The following is a 20,255-nucleotide window of genomic DNA, read 5'->3' as shown; positions in this document are numbered from 1 at the left end:
GAACTCTATCCTTGAGAAGCGCGCAGCTCGGGGGCCAGGAAGGGGCCGATACTGGCCGCGAAAACCGTTGGATCGACAGGCTTGGCGACACACCCGTCGAAGTCCGCATCGAGCGCCCGCCGTTGCGCGTCGCTCATCGATGCCGCGGTGAACGCCAGCACCGGCACTTTGCGCCAGTCGCCGTTCGCTCGCAGTGCCTGTATCAGTTGCGGCCCTTCGATCACAGGTAAATCCAGATCGCAAAGAATCAAATGGATGTCGTTCTGCAATGCCCGGCGCATGCCGCTCTCCCCATCGGTCGCACTGCTGACCGTATAGCCCGCCTGACGCAGCAGATACTCGGCGAGCGCCAGGCTCATTTCATTGTCTTCGATGATGAGGATGTGCGCGCTCATGGAAAGCATCATGCGGGCAGTGTGAAACGAAACTCCGCGCCCTGCCCCTTCTCGGCCTCGGCCCAGATGGTGCCGCCATGCCGCTCGACCAGGCGCTTCGCCGTGGCCAAGCCCATGCCCAATCCCTCGAACTCATCCTCAGTGTGCATGCGCTGAAACAATCCGAACAGGCGGCGCGCGTACTTCGGATCGAAACCGACGCCGTTGTCCTTGATGGAGTAAACGATGTGATGGCCCTGTCGCTTGCCGCTCACGGCGATGCGTGGCTGCGCCACATGACGCGTGAATTTAAATGCGTTCGCCAGCAAGTTGTGCCACACCAGACGTAATGACTCGAAATCGGCGTGCGCCTCGGGCAGCTCTTCGACCACGACCTCGATCTGACGATCGGGCGTCGCAGCGCGCAACTCCGCCACGATCTTGCCGGCGATGGCCGCGACATCGACCTGTTGTCGATGCAGCGGCTGCTCGTTGAGCATATCGAAGCGCGTCAGCACTTCGGCTCGCGAAGCCAGCTTCGCCGCCCCGCTGGCCACATGATTCAGCAGGCTCGCGGCACGCGGCGGCAAGTGCTCCGCATGATCGGTCACGAGAATCTTCGACATCTGCTCGAGCATCCGCAGCGGCGCCCGGAAATCATGCGAGATCACATGCCCATGCTGTTCGAGCGCGGCCTTGCTTCGCCTCAAGTCCTCGCGCAGCTCCGCCGAGCTCGGCTCCAGCAAGGTGACCAGCACGCCACCGATACCGCCCGAGTCATCGGCGACCGGCACAAATGAGAACGTCACTGCTACCGCCTCGCTGCCGCCATCGCGTTCGAACGTGACTTGTTGATTCTCCAGCCGCACCGACTCGCCGCGAACGGCGCGCTCGAAGCAAGCATGCATCGCCGACCACGCGTGCACCCAAGTGTGAGCAAAGTCCACGCCGAGGTTTTCGGCATGACCAATGCCAGACACCTGGGAATAGGCGTCGTTATAGAGCTGCGAGCGTCGCTCGCCCCATACAATGCAGGAGGGCGCGGGGAATCCGAGACAAATGCCGAGCGCGGTTCGCAAGCTCAGCGGCCATTTCTCGATCGTCCCCAGCGCATGACCCGTCCAGTCTTTGGCTTTGATCGCCTCGCCCATCGCGCCGCCCGGGAGGCTCGGACTGGCGCCGGCGCGATCTTCCTGCCGCTTCATCGTGACACTCGCTGTTGCTGCCCACGTTGTCGCAGCATCGACGACGTGGGGTGGGATCATCGGAGATTCGTTGCGGTGTGTCTAGTTGCAAAGGCCGAGGCCGATGCACGATCAACGGCGCCTGCCGTGGTTAATACGTACTCATCAGTCGCTCTTAAACGAGGGCGTGAAGTGACGACAAGCGGGGTCTAGTCCCTAGTAAATGTAAGCCGCGACAAACTACAGACAAGGACCGGCCATGTCGTCACCCGCAACGGCACTGAGCGGCTCATACGATTATCTATTGGTCGCGCTGTCCGTGGTCATCGCGATCCTGGCGGCCTATGCCGCGCTCGATTTCGCCGGGCGAGTCACGGCCGCGCGCGGCTCATTGCGATTCATACGTCTCAGCGGCGGCTCGGTTTCCATGGGTGTAGGCATCTGGTCCATGCACTACATCGGGATGCTCGCGTTTCAGCTGCCGATCCCGGTGCGTTACGACTGGCCGACGGTGCTGTTGTCACTGCTCGCCGCCGTGCTTGCCTCGGCGGTGGCGTTGTTTGTAGTGAGCCGGCCCCGCATGGGCGTGGTTAGGGCCGTGCTCGGCAGCATCGTCATGGGCAGCGGGATCGCAATCATGCACTACGTCGGCATGGAAGCGATGCGGATGGAGGCCCTGCACACTTATTCCTCCGCCCTGGTTGGCCTGTCGGTGGGGCTGGCCATCGTCATCTCCTTCGTGGCGCTGTGGCTGACGTTTCATCTGCGCAGCGACGCGACCGCCTGGAGCAAGAAGAAGCTCGTTGCGGCGCTGGTGATGGGCGCCGCGATTCCAGTCATGCACTACACCGGTATGGCGGCGGTCACCTTTACACCATCCACCGCGCATTTCCATGATGTTTCCAATGCAGTGAGCGTGTCGGCACTGGGCACGGTCGGCATCGTGCTGGTGACACTGATGGTTCTGGGGATGGTTCCCCTGACCAATCTGAAGATCGATACGCTGTCGCACACCCGCCAACTGACGGTGCGTCACTTTCTGTTTATCGGCGCGCTCGGCCTGCTGGCCATTCTGGGTGCGGTGCTGGTCGAGCAGCAAGGTCGTCAGTTGCGTCAGCATGCGCGTTTGATCGGCGCGGCCGGGCAACAGAGTCTGTTGAGTCAGACGTTGACCAAAGACGTGCTACTGCTCGCCGGCGCCCCGGAGGGAGCGGCGAGGCAACAGATTGCCACGCGCCTTCGGGAAGCGACCGACCGTTGGCAGCGCTCGCACGAATCGCTGCGACAAGGCGGTCCCGTTTTTGGGATCCCGAGCATGAACAGCGACGAAGTGATGCGCATGTTCATCGCGCTCGACGCACCGTATATCCCGATGCTCAAGGCGCTGCGAGGGCTGAACACACGGCTGGAAAACCCGCTGTCGCCGGTCGATCTTTCGGCGTTGACGGCGCAGATCCTGGCGAATGAGCAGTCCTATCTGCGCACCATGAACGAGATCGGGCTTCAATACGAGCGCGAGTCCATCGATCGTGAGAATCTGCGCGATCGGCTCTATGTCGGCTTGATCATTTGCCTGCTCGGCGTATTGCTGCTGCAAGGCTTCGTGGTCCTGCGGCCCGCGATGGTGCGAATCGAGCAGGGCATTGGCGAGCTGGAACGAACTTCACAAGCGCTGCATCGACAGGTGTCTTTCAAAGAGCTGCTGCAATCGGTCGCGGTCGCCGCTAACGAGGCCACGTCGATCGAAGAGGCGATGCAGTTCGCGCTGGATCGTATCTGTGTGCACACCGGCTGGCCGGTGGGCCACGTGTACTTCTATTCGCCCGGCTCGGCCAAGGAGCTGATCTCCAGCTCGCTGTGGCATATCGAGAGCGATGAGCGCTTCGCCACGTTGTGTGATGCGACTCAAAGCACTCGGCTATACAGCGGCATGGGCGTCCCCGGGCGCGTGGTCAAGAGCGGCAAGCCCGCCTGGATCCGAGACCTGTTATTGGAAAGCGAAGTTCCGCGCCGGGCCGCAACCGATCTCGATGTTCGCGGCGCCTTTGGATTTCCAGTGCTGGTCCAAGGCGAAGTGGTCGCGGTGCTGGAGTTCTTCTCGCACCGGGTCGAGGAGCCGGACGACGAGTTGCTGAGCGTGATGGCAAACGTCGGCACGCAGCTCGGCCAGGTCATCGAACGTACGCGCGCTCAGCAGGAAATCGCTCGCAATACCGAAGACCTCGCGCGCTCGAATGCCGAGCTCGAACAATTCGCGTACGTAGCTTCGCATGACCTGCAGGAGCCGCTGCGTATGGTGGCGAGCTTCACTCAGCTGCTGGCGCGCAAGTATCAGGGGAGGCTCGACGCCGACGCAGACGAATACATCCGTTACGCCGTCGACGGCGCGCAGCGGATGCAGAAGCTGATTCTCGATCTGTTGTCGTACGCGAAGCTGTCGACCAAGGGCCAGTCACCTCAGCCCATCAATGCCGCCTCGCTCTGCGAGACCGCCATCGATCAACTGAGGCAGTCCATTCAAGAGAAGAATGCCCTCGTCACCGTCGATCCGCTGCCGACGGTGCTTGGTTATGGAACGCAGCTCACCCAGCTGTTTCAGAATCTGATCGGCAACGCGCTGAAGTACTGCAACCGACAGCGCCCCGAGGTGCACGTGAGCGCCACCTCCGCCGGCGATCATTGGGTGTTCTCAGTGCGTGACAACGGCATCGGCATCGAGCCGCAATACTTCGAACGCATCTTTCAGATGTTCAAGCGGCTGCATACCCGCGAGCAGTACTCGGGCACGGGCATCGGGCTGGCGCTGTGCCACAAGATCGTCGCCCGGCATCGCGGACGCATCTGGGTGGAATCGCAGCCCGGGCTTGGCTCCAACTTTCAGTTCACCATTCCCCGCGCGGAGAGTGCGATCACATGATCACCCGAGCCATCGAAATCCTGCTCGTGGAAGACAATCCCGGCGACGCGCGACTGACCCTCGAAGCGTTCAAGGAAGGCAAGGTGATCAACAACGTCACCGTCGTGCGCGACGGCGTCGAAGCCATGGCGTACCTGCGGCGGCAGGAGCCGTACGCTCAGGCGCGACATCCCGACATCATCCTGCTCGATCTCAATCTGCCCAGGAAGGATGGACGCGAGGTGCTGATGGAGATCAAGTCGGACGAGCATTTGAAACAGATTCCCGTCGTCGTGCTCACCACCTCGACCGCGGAAGAGGACATCGCCCGCGCCTATAGCAGCCACGCCAATTGTTACATCAGTAAACCGGTGGACCTGGAGCAGTTCCTGCGGGTGGCGAGCTCCATCGAGAGCTTCTGGCTCAACTTCGTCAAGCTACCGCACGGAGTGCTCGATGTTTGACCGGCCGATCCGCCTGCTGCTGGTCGAGGACAATCCTGGCGATGCCCTGCTGTTCACCGAGACGGTCAAGGAAACGCGCGCCTTTCAATTCGACGTCGCTCATCGTGCCTGTGTCGATCATGCGCTGGCGTTTCTGGCTCAGGACACTCCGGACATGATCGTGCTCGACTTGGGCTTGCCCGATGCGGGCGGCGTGGAGGCGGTTCGCAAAGTCCAACTCGCCGCGCCCGCGGTGCCGTTGGTGGTGCTGACCGGACTCGATGACGAAGCCTCCGCCATTCAAGCGCTGCATGCGGGCGCGCAGGACTATCTCATCAAAGGTCAGATGAGCGCGAGCCTGCTATTGCGCGCCCTGCGTTATGCGCTCGAGCGTCATGGGCTGCAAATGGCGCTTCGTAAGGAATCGACCATCGACGAGCTGACCGGCCTCGCCAATCGTCGTGGCTTTTTGATGCTCGCCGGACAGCACGCCATGCTGGCGAAGCGCACCGGCGAGCATTTCGTCGTGGCGTTCATCGACATGGATCGACTGAAGCCCATCAACGATACGCTCGGTCACCAGGCCGGCGATGCGGCCATCGTCGAGATCGCCGAAGTGCTGCGCATTTGTTTCAGAGGTTCGGACATCCTCGGCCGCCTTGGCGGCGACGAGTTCGCCGCGCTTCTGCCGGCCACCGATGAGAACAGCGAAGTCTCCATCCGCCAGCGGCTGGATCAGGAGCTGCATGCGCGTAACGCAAGACCGGATCGTCGCTACAATCTTTGCATCAGCGTCGGCATCGTCCGCACCGATCCTCAGCACTCGTTCTCGGTCGAGGAAATGCTGGCTCAGGCGGACACGCTGATGTACGAAGAGAAGCAGCGAGGCCGCGCGGGACGCTGAACCGCCTCACCCCGTCGGCCGAAATCGGCGCACGGCGCGCTGAAAGAACAGACTGTTCGGAATCTGCAGCGTCGGGCCGGGCTGGCCGTCGGCGCTCTCGTCTTCCTGAAGGGTCGTGTAAATCAGATTGATGTCGACCACGCGTCCCTTCAAGCCGGCCTTCTCGCCGTTCTCCAGCACCTCGATACGATCGTAGAGCCGGAACGGACGGGTGGTGAAGATCAGCACCGAGCAGAAAATGTTGGAGAGCACGCTCCACACGGCGAAGAACGCCACAGCGGCCACGGCAGCGAAGCCGGTGAGCGCCGCCCACAGCGCCGAAGCGGACACACCCACTCGCTCCAGAATGAGCAGCAGCGCCGCGCCATAAATCAGAAACCCCGAGAGCCGGCGGCCGATGGTGAGTATTTCGGGCGGCACATTGTGCTCGCCCAGCCGACGCATCACCCGCCGCGCCAGCCGCTGCAACAGCAGCGCGACCAGAATGATCAACAACACCTGGAAAACAGGAACGATCTCGCCCAGCCATTCCCGGCCCCACGGCCAGAGTTCTTTCATCGCTCGCAGACACCTTGACTCAAGAAAGCACCCACGATGGCGTGGGATAGCCTTCAAGAATACGACAGCAGGCCCGGCACCGCATCACTGCGTTACCGAGCCGGGCTTCGAGCGACGCCGCGTCTCAAGGAATCGGACAAGACCCTGCGCAGGCACTCGTATTCATCTGACTCGGCGGCAGCAGCGTGACATCGCCCTGCCCGACCTGACAGTTCGGTGTGTTGAACTCCACGCCGAGCGCCGAAGTACTGCCCTGCCCCTTCACGACGCCCTTGTACACCTGACAAATCTTGGTCTTGCTGGTGCCGCTGTTGTTCAACGTCAGATTGCGGATGGTGGCGACATCGCCGAAGTTGGTATTGATCCCGACGATGGTAGAGACGTCGCGCGTGATCACGTTGTTGACGAAGATCCGGCGCGGACCGCCGTTGCCCGTGCAATCACCACACGAGCGCACCAGCTTGCCGGCATTGGCGACGAAGAAGTTGCTGATGCGCATCTCGCCGCGACCGTTGAACTGGAATGTTTTATCCGAGCCCTGGTAGGCGGCACCACACGTGATGTTCATCACCGTGCCGGCCGGCCCGAGCGCCGTCGCGGCATCCTCGCCAATATCTTCCCACCACACGCGCTCCAACGTGCAGTTGCCGAGACAGTGAATGCCGTCCGCGGCGAGCGGACCGATGATCACATTTCGGATCGTGCCCCCTTCCTGAACATCGAACACCGCGGGCTGCCCTTCGCTCTGACTTCCGCCCGACAGGTTGTAACGTTTGTTTCCACCGTCAAACACAGTTCCCGCGGGCACCACTTGTGTCGCGGTGAGTTGCACGGTTTCGGTGTAGGTCGGCATCGCGCAGCCGGGGTAGTAACCGAGATCCGGCGTCGGCGGATCGTTCGACGGTGGCGGATCGGTCGGCTCGGTCCCGGTGGGCACCGAACACTCATTCACTCCGCCTGCGATCCGTCCACCGAACGTGGCCTGCGAGCAGACGAAGCTGCCGCTCAACACCTTATAAATGAACTGATCGGCGCGCCCGAACGCAACGTTGGTCGACGCCGGCACCGCGCAGGTCTTGTTTTCGTTGCATATCGTGGTGTAGCCGGCTGGTCGATTCGCGGCAGTTACGACCGTCGTCACCGCCATTGCCCCGAGCGCAAATAGAAAGTATCCGTACTTCATAGCACTTCCCCCTGGGAACGAATCCTTCACCCAAGATCGTTGTGACGTCTCCTTTGTTTCATAGGCCGACGCCCGCGAGGAAACATCTCGCTGACGTAGACACCGGTGTCATTATGCCGCCGCGATCGTTGCGATCACAACCGACGTCGGGGATATATAGAATCAAACAGACGAGGATCGAATCGTGCTCAGACGTTACTCACGTGAGCGACGCTCTCAGCTTCGCGATCGCCGCGATCACCGCTTCTCTATTTCTGGCCAGCTTCATCCAACGCGGCAACCGACTTTCCAACAACGCATTTCGCGGCCCGCCTGGCAACGTCGGCGCCCGTCGCCGGTTCTCTGCTCTTACATACTCATCGATGAAGTTCAGATGCCGCTCGTTGAACGCCCACAACACTTCACTGCCACAAGGAACCCGCAACCACAGCGGCAAATGAAAATACGGATCGGCGGCATCCCCCACCGCATACGTCCCTCGCGGCCACTGACTCGCCCGCCCCGACGTCAACACTCCACGCGCCGACAAAACCCAGGACCGCGACGTCCCACATTTCACGCACACCAATCGCGCCGGCCGCTTCTCCGAATACGGCCGCACCAGCGCACGTGCCGAGCATCGCGGACACACGACCCAGAATTCATCGGCGAAGGACCAGAGCGTTATGGACATCTCGCGAATCTTCCCGCACCTCATCCCTATCGTTCATCCCATAGTCACGCATGACAGCCGCCACGCGCAACCGATAGTCAGAGAAGATGGATTCGCGGCCGGCGGGCTGGGCGGCGCGGGTGGAGGGAGGTTGCGCCAGTGGCGGATGGCGTCTTCGTCGCGCCAGAAGATCATGGGCCGACGTTCTCGAGAAACGTTCGCTCCTCGCGCAGGATGAAGCGCCGTTGCTGGGCGAACTCGAAGTTGGCACGGCCTTCTGGATCGGCCTTCAGACGGGTGCGATAGGCTTCGTAGGACGCCCAGCTCATCGCCGCCGAAAGCCAAGGTCGACATCGTTACTTCCGAATCGCCAACGCCGACGTCGCGGAGTTGCTGGAAGGAATGATGGGACTCGCGCAACTCACAACACCGGCACAAACAGGCCCGAGAGATCCAGCGCTTCGCAAAGCGCGGCTGTGTTACGACCATCTGGCGGGCGAGCTCGGTGTGCTCATCTATGACGGGCTGGAACAGCACGGCGGCTTCATGCACGCAAGCGAGGGGCTGAGCATGAACAAGGGGGCTGGTCGCTCTTGAACAAGCTGGGACTCTCCGCCGCTCGCATTCCGCAAACACGGCGTCCGTTATGCCCGGGATATGGGTAAGTACCTCATGCCAGGCCCACCGCCGGCAGGCGAACATACGCCGGATGAAATTCGGGATATCGTAGCGAAGCTGAAAGCTCAGTAGACTATTCTCGACCTGCAACAATAATCAGGAACAATCAGGAGTCACCTCGAAATGTTTGCCAAACTCACGGCCGAGTTCGTCGGCACCTTTTGGCTCGTGCTCGGCGGTTGCGGTAGCGCCGTCCTGGCCGCGGCCTTTCCGGAACTGGGCATCGGGCTAGCCGGCGTGTCCCTCGCCTTCGGCCTGACCGTGCTCACCGCCGCCTATTCGCTCGGCCCGGTCTCGGGCGGCCACTTCAATCCCGCGGTGACGGTCGGTCTCTGGGCCGGCGGCCGGTTCCCGGCCGGGCAGGTTGTTTCATACATCGTGGCTCAGGTGGCCGGCGCCATCCTCGGCTCGGCGGTGCTTTACATCATCGCGTCAGGCGCGCCGGGCTTCAGCCTTGCGCATGGCTTCGCCAGCAATGGCTTCGGCGAGCACTCGCCGGGCGGCTATTCCATGCTGGCGGGCGCGGTCAGCGAAGTGGTGATGACCTTTATGTTCCTGATCGTGATTCTCGGCGCGACCCATCGGCGCGCACCGGTCGGCTTCGCCGGCATCGCCATCGGTCTGGCGTTGACACTCATCCACCTCATCAGCATTCCGGTCACCAACACCTCGGTGAACCCGGCGCGCAGCACGGGCCCGGCGCTGTTCGTGGGCGATTGGGCGCTCAGTCAGCTGTGGCTGTTCTGGGTGATGCCCATCATCGGCGCGGCGCTGGCCGGCGTTGTGTACAAGACCATCTTCGAGCAGGAAGAGAAGCCGCCGATCACCGGTCGCCCGTAACCGCCAGCAACGAACGCAATTGTCTGAGGAGGGGGCGTGACGTACGCTTCCCGCTGTCGTTTCTTCAGGGACGAACCGCATGAAAGTCTCCGCAATTGTGATTCTTTCGTTGGTCGCCGGCGCAGCTTGCGCTGGCGACAGCGGACAACAGGGCGTCCAGGTCGGCGATCTCGACCGCAAGGTCGAGCCTTGCAATGACTTCTTCGCGTACGCCAACGGAACCTGGCGTGCGCAGAACCCCATCCCCGCATCGATGCCTCGCTGGAGCCGCCGCTGGGCCGCGGGCGAAGCAAACAAAGATCAACTCAAGATCCTTCTCGAAGCCGCCGCGTCCGCCAAGGCCCAGAAAGGCAGCATCGATCAGCTGACCGGCGACTTCTACGCAAGCTGCATGGACGAGGCCCGCATCGATCGCCTCGGAGTCGAACCGCTCAAGCCGCAGCTCACGGAAATCGCCAACGTGCGCGACAACGACGGGCTGCAGCGAGAGATCCAGCGCTTGCACGCCATGAATGTCAGCGTGCCCTTCAACATCTATGGCTTATCCGACGATCGCAATCCGAACGATGTGATCGTGCAGGTCGATGCGTCGGGTCTCGGCCTCCCCGATCGCGACTACTACTTCAAGACAGAAGCCCGCTTCAAAGAGGCGCGAATCAAATATCTCGAGCACGTCCAGAAAATGTTCGAGCTCGCCGGCTACCCAGCCAACGATGCCAAGGCGGCCGCGCAAACGGTGATGCGGATGGAAACATCCCTCGCCCAGCATTCGCTGGACAACGTGGCGCTGCGCGACCCGAAAGCCACCGATCACAAGATGACGTTCGCACAGTTGCAGCAGCTCACGCCGAACTTCGGCTGGCAGCAGTACTACGCGACCAGCAAGTTGCCGACCGGCGAGCTCAACGTGGCCGAGCCGGAATTCCTGAAGGAAGTCGATCGACAACTCAAAGCGACCTCGCTCGCCGATTGGAAAACCTATCTGAGCTGGCACCTGCTGCACTCGGCCGCGCCTTCGCTCTCCAAAGCGTTCGTGCAGGAAGACTTCGCGTTCAACTCGGCTTACTTGCAAGGCGCGAAGGAGATGAAGCCGCGCTGGAAACAATGCGCGGAGTCGGCCGATTCGCAGTTGGGCGAAGCCGTCGGCAAGATCTACGTCGAGAAGTACTTCCCGCCGCAAGCGAAAGCGCGCGTGCAGGACATGGTGAAGAATCTGCGCCTCGCGATGGGCGAGACCATCGAAGGTCTGCAGTGGATGAGCCCTGCCACGAAGAAGCGTGCGCTCGAAAAGCTCTCCACGTTCAATCCCAAGGTCGGCTATCCCGACAAGTGGCTCGACTACAGCGCCGTGCCCATCAGTCGCGACAGCTATTGGAACAACGTGGTCGCCGGTCGCCAGTTCAACGTGCGTGACAACTGGTCGACCATCGGCAAGCCGTTGGATCGTGACCGCTGGGGCATTACCACGCCCACCTCGGATGCCTACTACAATCCGCTGCTCAACGAGATCGTCTTCCCCGCCGGCATCCTGCAACCGCCCGCCTTCAGCCTGGCGGCGAGCGATGCGATCAACTACGGCGCGATCGGCGTCGTGATCGGCCACGAAATCAGCCACGGCTTCGACGACCAAGGGGCGCAGTACGATGCGCAAGGACGGTTGAAGAATTGGTGGAGCGACGCGGATCTCAAAGCGTTTCAAACGCGCACGGCGTGCGTGGTGAAACAGTTCGACGGTTATTTCATCGAGCCCGGCATTCATCACAACGGCAAGCTGGTGCTCGGCGAGAGCATCGGCGATCTGGCCGGCGCGCGGATCGCTTATCGCGCGTTAGAGATTTCCCGGCGTGGCAAGGCGCCGCTGCCGACGATCGACGGCTTCACACCCGAGCAACAGTTCTTCATCGCGTGGGGCCAGTTCCGCGGCGACGAAATACGACCGGAGTTCGCCCGCTCCATGGTGCAGGGAGATCCGCATCCCATCGCCAAGTATCGGGTGATCGGGCCGCTGTCGAACCTCCCGGAATTTCAGCAGGCGTTTCAATGCAAGGCCGATGCGCCGATGGTGCGCAAGGCGTCGGAGAGATGTGAGGTTTGGTGAGCGAGTATTCCGTTTTCGATCTCGCCAACATCGCCATTGCCGGGTTCGCGGCCATCAGCGCCGTGCTCCTGCTGCTGGCCTATGCGGCGCTCATCGACGTTCCGGGTAAATCGATCTACTCCGTCGGCTCGTGCGCGGCCCTGGTGGCCGCACTGACGACGATTCAGATCGGTCACCTCGTGTACTTCACAGGCGGCGGCGAACCGCTCGATCACTTCTATTACCAGCTCGCCCTGTTCGTCGCGCCGCCGGCGTTCTATTCGTTCGGCCGCTGGGCCATCCTGCCGACGGCGACGTTTCGCCCGTTACAGCTGCTTCATTTCCTGACCGTGCCGCTGTTGTTTCTGTTGCCGCAGAACCTCGCGCTGCCCATCCTGTTCACGTTCGGCGCCGGCTACTCGCTGTGGCTGGGCAATCTGGTCTACGGCCTGCGCGACCGGCGCAAACAATTCCGCTTCGAGTTCCTGTACTTCACCGTCATGTCCGTGCTGGCGGTGATAGTGCTCGGGCTCGGCTTCGCGATTCCCTACATCGATCACGACTACTTCTATTACTTCTACAACAACGCCGTCGCCCTCGGCGTGGCCATCATGCTGGTGGCGCTGGTGGGCAATCCCAACCTGATCGGCGATTTGACAGAAGCGGCGCGCGTCAAATATGGCGCCTCGACCCTGCGCGAGGTCGACGTGGAGGGCTGCCTGGCGAAACTCGAGCGGCTGATGACCGACGACAAGATGTATCAGAACGAAAGCCTGAGCCTGGCCTCGCTGGCCGAGGCGGTCGGGCTGTCGGGGCACCAGTTGTCGGAGCTCATCAATACCCGGCTCGGCATCGGGTTCTCCCGCTATGTCCGGGAGTGTCGCGTGAACGCCGCGAAGACCTTACTTATTTCAGCGCCCGGTCGCTCCATCCTGTCGATCAGCATGGACACCGGCTTCCGTTCGCAGTCCGCGTTCTATGCCGCGTTCAAGGAAACGACCGGCCAATCGCCCGGCGACTACCGCCGCAGCCAGTCCCAGACTCCTCCATGATCTTTCTGGAAAGCGCTAAGTCGTTGAATCGCCAGTCCTCGAAAACTTTTTGATCCGCACTGATCATTGCGGAAGCTGACCGTTCGCGGTCGGTCGATGCTCGGGTCGTGGTCACGTTCGCCACGCCATTCGCACCCGAGACATGCTGGCTACCCACTCGCCCTCGAGGCATTCGATCAAGGCTTACACCAGGCTCGGCTTGCACGTGTACGACCCGTTGATCGTGAACCTGGTCGCCCCGCGGGTCTGGGGATGCGATCCGGACATCCTCATCGATCATTACCGGGACCACGTTACGTCCAATCACGCCGACATCGGCGTGGGCACCGGCTTCTTCCTCGACCGCTGCGGGCTGCCGTCCGCCACCCCGCGACTCGCCCTGATCGACCTGCAGCCGAACTGCCTCGAGCACACGGCCCGGCGCCTGTCGCGTTATCGACCGAGCACCTATCTCCGCGATGTGTTGAGCCGCGTCGATGAGATCCCCGGCGGCCCGTTCGACTCAGTGGCCCTGCCCGGCATCATCCATTGCCTCGCCGGCGACCTGACCTTCAAGAGCCGCGTCTTCGACAATATCGCCCCGCTCACCCGACCGGGCACGAAGCTCTTCGGCTACACCCTGGTTTACGACGGCGTCCGCCAGAGCGCCAGCCGTCGCCTGGTGCATCCGTTACTGAATCGACTGCGCGTCATCGACAACGCCAACGACCATCTCGGCGATCTGCGTCACGCGCTGTCTACCCGCTACATCGATTGCAACATCCAGCTCGTCGGCTGCATGGCGCTGTTCAGCGCCGTCGTTCCGACCGCCGCTTCCATCCGCCGATAACTTTTATCCACTCGAGGTCCACCATCATGAGCAATCAACGTCACTTCGTCTGCACTTCCGGCGACCTTACCTGCACCGCGCAGCGCGCCTGGGAGAAGGTCTGCTTCTACGAGCACATCGCGATTCAACCTTCGCTCCTGCTGCGCACAGTGCTGCCGGTCCCTCAGCGAACCAGCGGTGCTTATCGAGCAGTGGGCGACGTGTCTCGCTGCATGTACAGCGACGGCGGCTATCTCACCAAGAAAATCCGCCACATCGACGCCGGCCAGAGCATCGACTTCGACATCATCGAGCAGTCCATCCGCTACGCCACCAGCATTCCCCTGAAAGGCGGCACGATCCAGATCGAGTCACACGACGACGGCACGTGCTCCGTCCACATGCTGACGCGCTATGAAATCCACGGCGGCGCTCGTTTCATTCCGCGCTTCTTCATCGAGTATGTGATTTCAGCGATGCACCGGATCGTTCTTCGTGACATGCGGGTTCGGCTGGCGCCGGCTCAGAGCCCCGAACTTTCCCTGCGCGAAATCGCTCAAGAATGAGCGCAGCGCCCGGCGGCCGAAAGTCGGTCGGCCGCCGGGACATCAGCGGGGCTGTGAACGAGGGGCAAGGATGCAGGGACTGTGACCCAAGTCTTCTCAGACTCACTGAGTTGCCGCAAGAATGCGCAGAATTCATAACAGCACGGACGCCCATGACGAAGCTCCGCCGCGCGATGATCGGTAGTCTGGTCTGCATACTGCTCATCGCATTCAACCTCACTGCCGAAGCTGCCGGCGCCAAGACAGCATCGGCGCCTGAGCCAAGCTTCCGCGATCCGCCGAGGGCCTACGAACGGCACGCACGCAAATTCAACATCTACGTGGAGCGCAGCTTGCTGGCCGGTGATGCCAAGCTGGCCGACGAGGCGCTTGGCAAGCTCGAGCGAAGCGTGGCCGAAGTGTTCGCCGCTTTGCCGGAGCGTGCGGCGAGCGAGCTCAAGAACCTGCGTTTCTATCTGTTGTGGGGCACGGATGCGCCGGAGGGCGGGCGCGACAGCGGCATGTCCTATATTCGGCGCGGCGAGCCGCTGAACTATCCGAAGCTGGATCCCGAGTGGAACCACGTCGTCGTGGTCTACAGTGCAGTGAACCTGATGTACCTCGATTCGACCTGGACCAAGAAGGCACTCATGCACGAGCTCGCGCACGCGTGGCACATCACTCATTGGCCGGAGAAACATCCGCCAATCTTGAATGCCTATCAGGCGGCCAAGGCCGAGGGTCGCTATCGACAGATCAAGGATCGCAAGGGCAAGGTCATCCCCGAAGCGTATGCTCTGACCAATCAGCTCGAATATTTCGCTGAGCTGTCAGCCATGTACTTCGTCGGGGGGAACTACTTTCCGTTCGATCGAGCCGGCGTAACCAATTACGATCCCACCGGCGCACGTATGGTGCGTGATCTTTGGAACGTCAAATAGAGTCCAGGTTACTCGCCGCGCAAGGCGGCGATCGCAGACGTGAGATTCCGCCGGGCCGGGGCTTCGTATTTGGTGCGGAAAGGCGAGGTGCTGTAGAGGGTGGGACGGGCTAGAAACGATTCCAGAATCTCTGCCCGTTTGCTCCGAAACAGCGGTCCCGGCACCCAGCGATATTCCTCCCGGACCTGTTTTTCAAACGTCGCATAAGCGGCCTCGTCGACGCCGAGGATCGACAGGTCGACATCGACGAGCAGCTTGGAATCGTCGAGCGCAGCCGGTGCCTCGTGGCGCGTGGCCATGATGTGAGCATGCACCCGCGACACGCGCTCGCTACTAACGCCATGCCGATTCAGCAGCGCACAGGCCAGGTCCGCGCTCTTCGCTTCGTTGCTCGAGGAGAGCGGATCGTAAACGGCGTCATGAAACCACAGCGCCAGCTCCACCTCCGCAGGCTCCTGTGCAAGCTCCGAAGCGGAGTCGAACTCCCGCAGACAGTGTTCGATGTGTACACCTGTGTGGTAACGCCGATGCTTCTGCGAATAAGCATCTACCAGCTGTTCGAATGTTTCGTTGGATTCAGGCAACGCGAACGCGGCCATCAGTCGATGCCATCTGTCTCGATTCATAACCGAAGAATGCTCCTCTTCAACGCCGCGGACCAGCGTTGAGCATTTCCCTGATTTTGTGACACGGAGCATCGATTGCTACCGGTAACAGCGTATCGTGCCTGACGAAGCGACGACAGATCGCTGACGACCAGCACTTTCGGGTTTCCAACAAAACGCGTGGCCAACGCGTCAGGGCGGAACAAGAACAATGACAACCCTCGTCCAGCCGCGGGTCGCGCTCGCGATCGCCACGTTGCGCTCCATGCGGTGGCCCATCGGTCGCCTCGGACCTTATTCGTGTGTGCTCGGATTTCTGTTGATCGGCTCGGCATCGCTGGCGCTGTCGAGAGCGGTGCTGATCGGCTGGCAATGGGATCGGGTCGACGTGACAGACTCCCTGTTGAGCATGCTGGTGCAAGGACTCCGCAGCGATCTGATCACGCTGGGTCTGTTCGCCGCACCTCTCGTCGTGTTGCTGCCGTTGATGCTGGCGCTCAACCGGCTGAACTGGTGGGCGCGCGTCGCGAGTGTCTGGCTGAGCTTCAGTCTGATCGTGATTCTGTTGTTGGAATTCGCGACCCCACAGTTCCTGTACGAATACGACAGCCGCCCGAATCGTTTGTTTATCGAGTACCTGGTCTACCCGCGCGAAGTCTCGGCCATGTTGTGGACGGGTTATCGCGGCACGCTCGCGCTGGTCGCCGTGGGCCTGGCGGCAGCAGGCTGGTTGACGGTTCGTCACTTCAACAAATATCGGGACCGCAGCGAGCGCTGGACCGTCCGCACCGTCCTGCTGGTGTGGCCCATCGTCGTGATCGTGCTGTTCGTGATGATCCGTTCCAGCTTTCAACACCGGCCCGCCAACCTTGCGAGCTTCGCCTTCTGCGACGACGCCATGGTCAATAGCCTGGTGGCCAACTCCGCCTACTCGGTGCTCTCCGCGGTCTGGGGATTGAAGAACGAAGCCCAAAGCGAGATTTACGGAGAGATGCCCGCGCAGGAAATCATCTCGCGCGTTCGCAACGGCATGGCCACGGGCGTGGAAAACTTCACCTCCGACCAATTCCCCACGCTCCACAAGCAGATCGCCAGCGTGCGTCGCGAGCGGCCGCTCAATCTGGTCATCGTGCTCGAAGAAAGCCTGGGCGCGGGCTTCGTGGAACGGCTAGGCGGCGTGCCGATCACGCCTCACCTCAGCGGACTGGCGGATCAAGGCATCTGGTTCGAACAACTCTATGCCACAGGCACTCGTTCCGTGCGAGGTATCGAAGCTGTGGTCGCCGGATTCCCGCCGACGCCAGCGCTCAGTGTCGTCAAGCTCGACAAGTCACAACGTGACTTCTCGACCCTGGCATCGGTGCTGCGTCGGGCCGGCTATCGCAATGAGTTCGTCTACGGCGGCGAATCGCATTTCGACAATATGCGCGGCTTCTTCCTCGGCAACGGCTTTCACGACGTCGTCGATCGCAACGATATCGTCGCGCCCAAGTTCGTGGGCAGTTGGGGCGCCTCGGATGAAGACCTGTTCGACAAAGCGCACGAACGACTGCAGGCGCTGCACGAGTCGCGGCAGCCCTATTTCCTGCTGGTGTTCTCCTCGAGCAACCACACGCCGTTCGAATTTCCGGACGGCCGCATCGAATTGCACGAGCAGCCCAAACAGACCGTGCACAACGCCGTCAAATACGCCGACCATGCGCTCGGCGGATTCTTGAAACAGGCGCGGGCCAGTAAATATTGGGAAGACACGCTGATCATGGTCGTTGCGGACCACGACACGCGCGTTTATGGCGACGAACTGGTACCGGTCAACAAGTTTCACATTCCAGGCGTGATTCTCGGCGCCGACGTCCAGCCTCGCCGCATCGAATCCACCGTCAGCCAGATCGATCTCGCGCCGACGCTGTTATCGCTCATGGGGATCGATAGCGAACATCCCTTTCCAGGCCGCGACCTTACTCGGACGCTCGCCGAGTTCGGCAATCAACCGCCGCTTCCGGCGCCTCGCGCCATGATGCAATTCGATCAGAACTTCGCCTGGCTGCAGGACAATCGAGTCACCGTCCTGGTGCCCGAGGGCGACGTTCGCTACTTCACCTACGATCGTCGCACCAAGTCGCTGACCTCCACCACGACGCAGGACCCCGAGATGGCGCGCAACGCACTCGCGAACGTGCTGATGCCGGCGTGGCTGTATCGAGATCAGTTGTATCGGGTCAGGTAAAAAAGAAGCGCACGATGTGAAAGAACATCGGCGCGGCGAAGCTCACCGAATCCATACGATCGAGCATGCCGCCGTGGCCTTCGATCATCACGCCCCAATCCTTGGCGCCGAGGCCTCGCTTCATTGCCGATAGCGTGAGCCCGCCGAGCACGCCGGCCGCGACGATGACCAACGAGATCGCCGTCGCCTGCAGCCAGGTGAACGGCGTGATCCAGTAGAGCGAGCCACCGATCAGCGTCGTGGTCAGACCGCCGCCGACCAGTCCTTCCACGGTTTTCGACGGGCTGACGACCGGCGCCAGCTTGGTTTTACCGAACAGCTTGCCGAACACGTATTGCAGAACGTCGCTGAGCTGCACGATCAACAGCAGGTAGAGCAGCAACAACGCGTTCGAGTTCTCGTAGCCGGGAATGTTCAATAACAACAGCGCCGGCGCGTAGCTGATGCAGTAGATGGTGATCATCGTGGCCCACTGCAACTTTGCCGATCGCTCGAGGAATTCGTGCGTGTCGCCCGCGAAGGTCGCCACCGCCGGCAGCAATAGAAATCCGTAGACCGGAATGAAGATGGCGAACGTGCCGTACTGGTCGTGGCCGATCAGTAAGTACTGCACTGGCAGGATCACAAAGAACGCCAGCAACAGCGGCAGATAGTCACCGGGCCGCGTCGGCGTGAGCGTGATGAACTCGCGGAGGGCGAAGAAGGAAACAAACGCAAACACGACCAGTGTTGCCGTCTCGCCCAGTGCGAACGTGACCGCGAGCACCGCGATCATCACCCACCACGCATTCACCCGGGCCTTCAGATTCTCGACCGTTGCACGCCCGCTGTCGGATCGGGCGCGCTTGCCCAGAATGGCACCCGCCACCGAAGCGATCGCCAACAGCGCGATCACGCCACCGAACACCCAGAACATCTTCTCGCGCAGTGTCATCGTGTCACGCCTTGACGTTGCCAGCGAGTTTGATGACCTCGGCTCGCGCACGCTCCAGGAAAGCTTCCTTGGTTTCTTCGGCCGCAAGCTGCATGGGCGCGCCAAAGCGCACCGTGCACGTCATCGGGATCGGCAGCACGGCGCCCTTCGGCAAGGAACGATGCAGGTTTTCCAGATAGACCGGCACCAGCTGCGCGTTCGGAAACTGGGTCGCCAGGTGATACAGCCCGCTCTTGAACTGCCCCGGCACCGCCGACGAGCCGCGCGTTCCTTCCGGAAAGATGATCAGCGACTCGCCGAGCTTCAGCATCTCGATCAGCGGCGCCAGCGGGTTCGCATTCGGGTCCGAGCGAGAGCGATCGATCAGCACCGCGCGCAACATCTTGGTCGCGATATAACTGCGGACGCCACCGCCCCAATAATCTTTCGCGGCCACCGGATGCGTGGTGTTCCGAAGTCGGATCGGCAACGCGGCCCAGATGGCGACGGTGTCGATGTGACTGGTGTGATTCGCGAAATAAATCCGCTGCGTCGACTCAGGCGCGCAGCCCATCCACCGCGGGAAGGCGCCGACGAGCAGTTTCGCCGCGCCCGTTAACAGGAAGCTCGAAGGACGCATGGGCTACCGCGCCCGCAACTGCCGCGCGATGGCGACCAACCGAGTGATACAGGTGATGACTGAGCCCACCGCGATAATCCAAGCCGCCAGCAGCAACGCCCACTGCGTTTGCCAGATCCACCCTTCCGCCGCGCCCAGCACGCACGCGACGGTGAGGACCGCCATTCGGTGAGGCTTTGCCATGGGCCCGCGAAAGTCCTGCGCCAATCCCAACGATCCGCCCAGGACTCGAATATATGCAGTGATCGCCGCCGCCAGCGCGCCAAACCAGCCGAGCGCCGGCACGCCCACGGCATATCCCAACGCGACGATGAACAGCGAATCGGCGAGACGATCCGGCACTTCGTTGAACAACGCCCCGGTCGGCGACTGCCGCTTGCCCTCGATGGCGACCATGCCGTCGAGCAGATTGCACAACAGACGAAGTTGCACGCACAGTGCGAGCACCAACAGGCTGCCCACACCTGGCCGCAGAATCAGCAAGCCGGCACCGAGGGCCGCAAATCCCACGCTGATCACAGAAATGGCGTTGGGCGAGATGCCGGTGCGAATCAGCACGTCGGTGAGAAAACGCGCCCAGCCCGTCGAGCGCGACGTCAAAGGCCGGCGATTAGCGACTTGTTCGGCGTCCATCGAGGCGGTGGGAAACTACAGTTCGTTGTTATGCGCGCAGGCTGACACAAGCGGGGCGGAAGGGAAAGAGTCCCTACGGGCGGTCGCCCCAGGGAAGCGGAG

General features: G+C 61.7%; 20 protein-coding genes and 1 pseudogene. 11 read left to right on the top strand and 10 right to left on the bottom strand.

What is annotated here, in order from left to right:
- Window positions 1–5: 5 nt before the first annotated feature.
- On the bottom strand, window positions 6–395 hold the full coding sequence (locus ACFPN2_RS19440; RefSeq protein WP_380599479.1) for a response regulator: 390 nt from the start codon (window positions 393–395) through the stop codon (window positions 6–8).
- Window positions 396–403: 8 nt separating this feature from the next.
- The gene (locus tag ACFPN2_RS19435; protein WP_380599477.1) at window positions 404–1,579 is read right to left on the bottom strand and encodes a sensor histidine kinase; all 1,176 of its coding nucleotides are present in this window, start codon (window positions 1,577–1,579) and stop codon (window positions 404–406) included.
- A 238-nt stretch (window positions 1,580–1,817) separates the two neighbouring features.
- On the opposite strand from ACFPN2_RS19435, the gene ACFPN2_RS19430 reads away from it, so the two are divergent.
- The 3 genes from ACFPN2_RS19430 to ACFPN2_RS19420 are packed head-to-tail and all read left to right on the top strand — an operon-like array spanning window position 1,818 to window position 5,801.
- A complete protein-coding gene (locus tag ACFPN2_RS19430; RefSeq protein ID WP_380599475.1) occupies window positions 1,818–4,475 on the top strand; it encodes an MHYT domain-containing protein in 2,658 nt (885 codons plus the stop codon).
- Window positions 4,472–4,918 carry a response regulator gene (locus ACFPN2_RS19425; RefSeq protein WP_380599473.1) on the top strand — a complete coding sequence of 149 codons (447 nt, stop codon included), beginning with the start codon at window positions 4,472–4,474 and terminating at the stop codon, window positions 4,916–4,918. Before ACFPN2_RS19430 ends, ACFPN2_RS19425 begins: the two co-directional genes overlap by 4 nt.
- The gene (locus ACFPN2_RS19420) at window positions 4,911–5,801 is read left to right on the top strand and encodes a diguanylate cyclase (RefSeq protein ID WP_380599471.1); all 891 of its coding nucleotides are present in this window, start codon (window positions 4,911–4,913) and stop codon (window positions 5,799–5,801) included. The genes ACFPN2_RS19425 and ACFPN2_RS19420 overlap by 8 nt, the downstream gene beginning before the upstream one ends.
- Window positions 5,802–5,807: 6 nt before the next feature.
- On the opposite strand, the gene ACFPN2_RS19415 is transcribed toward ACFPN2_RS19420, so the two are convergent.
- From ACFPN2_RS19415 to ACFPN2_RS19400, 4 genes and pseudogenes are all read right to left on the bottom strand, one after another.
- Window positions 5,808–6,359 carry a mechanosensitive ion channel domain-containing protein gene (locus ACFPN2_RS19415; RefSeq protein ID WP_380599469.1) on the bottom strand — a complete coding sequence of 184 codons (552 nt, stop codon included), beginning with the start codon at window positions 6,357–6,359 and terminating at the stop codon, window positions 5,808–5,810.
- Between the two features lie 124 nt (window positions 6,360–6,483).
- Window positions 6,484–7,542 carry a pectate lyase gene (locus ACFPN2_RS19410; protein ID WP_380599467.1) on the bottom strand — a complete coding sequence of 353 codons (1,059 nt, stop codon included), beginning with the start codon at window positions 7,540–7,542 and terminating at the stop codon, window positions 6,484–6,486.
- Window positions 7,543–7,741: 199 nt separating this feature from the next.
- Entirely contained in the window at window positions 7,742–8,215 is a 474-nt protein-coding gene (locus ACFPN2_RS19405; protein WP_380599465.1) for a hypothetical protein, read from the bottom strand.
- A 170-nt stretch (window positions 8,216–8,385) separates the two neighbouring features.
- A pseudogene (locus ACFPN2_RS19400) lies at window positions 8,386–8,535 on the bottom strand (NIPSNAP family protein); the annotation flags it as partial.
- A gap of 61 nt (window positions 8,536–8,596) precedes the next feature.
- Here ACFPN2_RS19400 and ACFPN2_RS19395 point away from each other — a divergent pair.
- The 7 genes from ACFPN2_RS19395 to ACFPN2_RS19365 all read left to right on the top strand — a co-directional run bounded on the left by ACFPN2_RS19395 (window position 8,597) and on the right by ACFPN2_RS19365 (window position 15,135).
- Window positions 8,597–8,791 carry a hypothetical protein gene (locus ACFPN2_RS19395; RefSeq protein WP_380599463.1) on the top strand — a complete coding sequence of 65 codons (195 nt, stop codon included), beginning with the start codon at window positions 8,597–8,599 and terminating at the stop codon, window positions 8,789–8,791.
- A gap of 204 nt (window positions 8,792–8,995) precedes the next feature.
- The gene (gene aqpZ, locus ACFPN2_RS19390; RefSeq protein ID WP_380599461.1) at window positions 8,996–9,712 is read left to right on the top strand and encodes an aquaporin Z; all 717 of its coding nucleotides are present in this window, start codon (window positions 8,996–8,998) and stop codon (window positions 9,710–9,712) included.
- A gap of 79 nt (window positions 9,713–9,791) precedes the next feature.
- Window positions 9,792–11,810, top strand: coding sequence for a M13 family metallopeptidase (locus tag ACFPN2_RS19385; protein WP_380599459.1), 2,019 nt, complete (start codon window positions 9,792–9,794; stop codon window positions 11,808–11,810).
- Window positions 11,807–12,841 carry an AraC family transcriptional regulator gene (locus tag ACFPN2_RS19380; protein ID WP_380599457.1) on the top strand — a complete coding sequence of 345 codons (1,035 nt, stop codon included), beginning with the start codon at window positions 11,807–11,809 and terminating at the stop codon, window positions 12,839–12,841. Before ACFPN2_RS19385 ends, ACFPN2_RS19380 begins: the two co-directional genes overlap by 4 nt.
- Window positions 12,842–13,058: 217 nt before the next feature.
- Window positions 13,059–13,670 (top strand): class I SAM-dependent methyltransferase, encoded by a 612-nt coding sequence (locus tag ACFPN2_RS19375; RefSeq protein ID WP_380599455.1) that lies wholly within the window; start codon window positions 13,059–13,061, stop codon window positions 13,668–13,670.
- Window positions 13,671–13,696: 26 nt separating this feature from the next.
- On the top strand, window positions 13,697–14,215 hold the full coding sequence (locus tag ACFPN2_RS19370; RefSeq protein ID WP_380599453.1) for a hypothetical protein: 519 nt from the start codon (window positions 13,697–13,699) through the stop codon (window positions 14,213–14,215).
- 152 nt (window positions 14,216–14,367) lie between these two features.
- Window positions 14,368–15,135, top strand: a complete 768-nt coding sequence (locus tag ACFPN2_RS19365) for a hypothetical protein (RefSeq protein ID WP_380599451.1) — start codon at window positions 14,368–14,370, stop codon at window positions 15,133–15,135.
- Window positions 15,136–15,143: 8 nt separating this feature from the next.
- Here the strand turns inward: ACFPN2_RS19365 and ACFPN2_RS19360 are convergent, their stop codons facing one another.
- On the bottom strand, window positions 15,144–15,761 hold the full coding sequence (locus ACFPN2_RS19360) for an HD domain-containing protein (protein ID WP_380599449.1): 618 nt from the start codon (window positions 15,759–15,761) through the stop codon (window positions 15,144–15,146).
- 190 nt (window positions 15,762–15,951) lie between these two features.
- On the opposite strand from ACFPN2_RS19360, the gene ACFPN2_RS19355 reads away from it, so the two are divergent.
- A complete protein-coding gene (locus tag ACFPN2_RS19355; protein ID WP_380599447.1) occupies window positions 15,952–17,967 on the top strand; it encodes an LTA synthase family protein in 2,016 nt (671 codons plus the stop codon).
- Here ACFPN2_RS19355 and ACFPN2_RS19350 read toward each other — a convergent pair.
- From ACFPN2_RS19350 to ACFPN2_RS19340, 3 genes are read right to left on the bottom strand one after another with little or no spacing between them, the layout of a single operon-like run.
- Window positions 17,960–18,901 (bottom strand): phosphatidate cytidylyltransferase, encoded by a 942-nt coding sequence (locus ACFPN2_RS19350; RefSeq protein ID WP_380599445.1) that lies wholly within the window; start codon window positions 18,899–18,901, stop codon window positions 17,960–17,962. The two genes, ACFPN2_RS19355 and ACFPN2_RS19350, sit on opposite strands and share 8 nt — an antisense overlap.
- A gap of 4 nt (window positions 18,902–18,905) precedes the next feature.
- Window positions 18,906–19,520, bottom strand: coding sequence for a lysophospholipid acyltransferase family protein (locus tag ACFPN2_RS19345; protein ID WP_380599443.1), 615 nt, complete (start codon window positions 19,518–19,520; stop codon window positions 18,906–18,908).
- 3 nt (window positions 19,521–19,523) lie between these two features.
- Window positions 19,524–20,153, bottom strand: a complete 630-nt coding sequence (locus tag ACFPN2_RS19340) for a CDP-alcohol phosphatidyltransferase family protein (protein WP_380599441.1) — start codon at window positions 20,151–20,153, stop codon at window positions 19,524–19,526.
- Window positions 20,154–20,255: the final 102 nt, after the last annotated feature.

The organism is Steroidobacter flavus, assembly GCF_042651805.1.
Taxonomy (GTDB): domain Bacteria; phylum Pseudomonadota; class Gammaproteobacteria; order Steroidobacterales; family Steroidobacteraceae; genus Steroidobacter; species Steroidobacter flavus.
The sequence above is the reverse complement of the archived record's forward strand: the minus strand, read 5'-3'. Positions and strand labels throughout refer to the sequence as shown.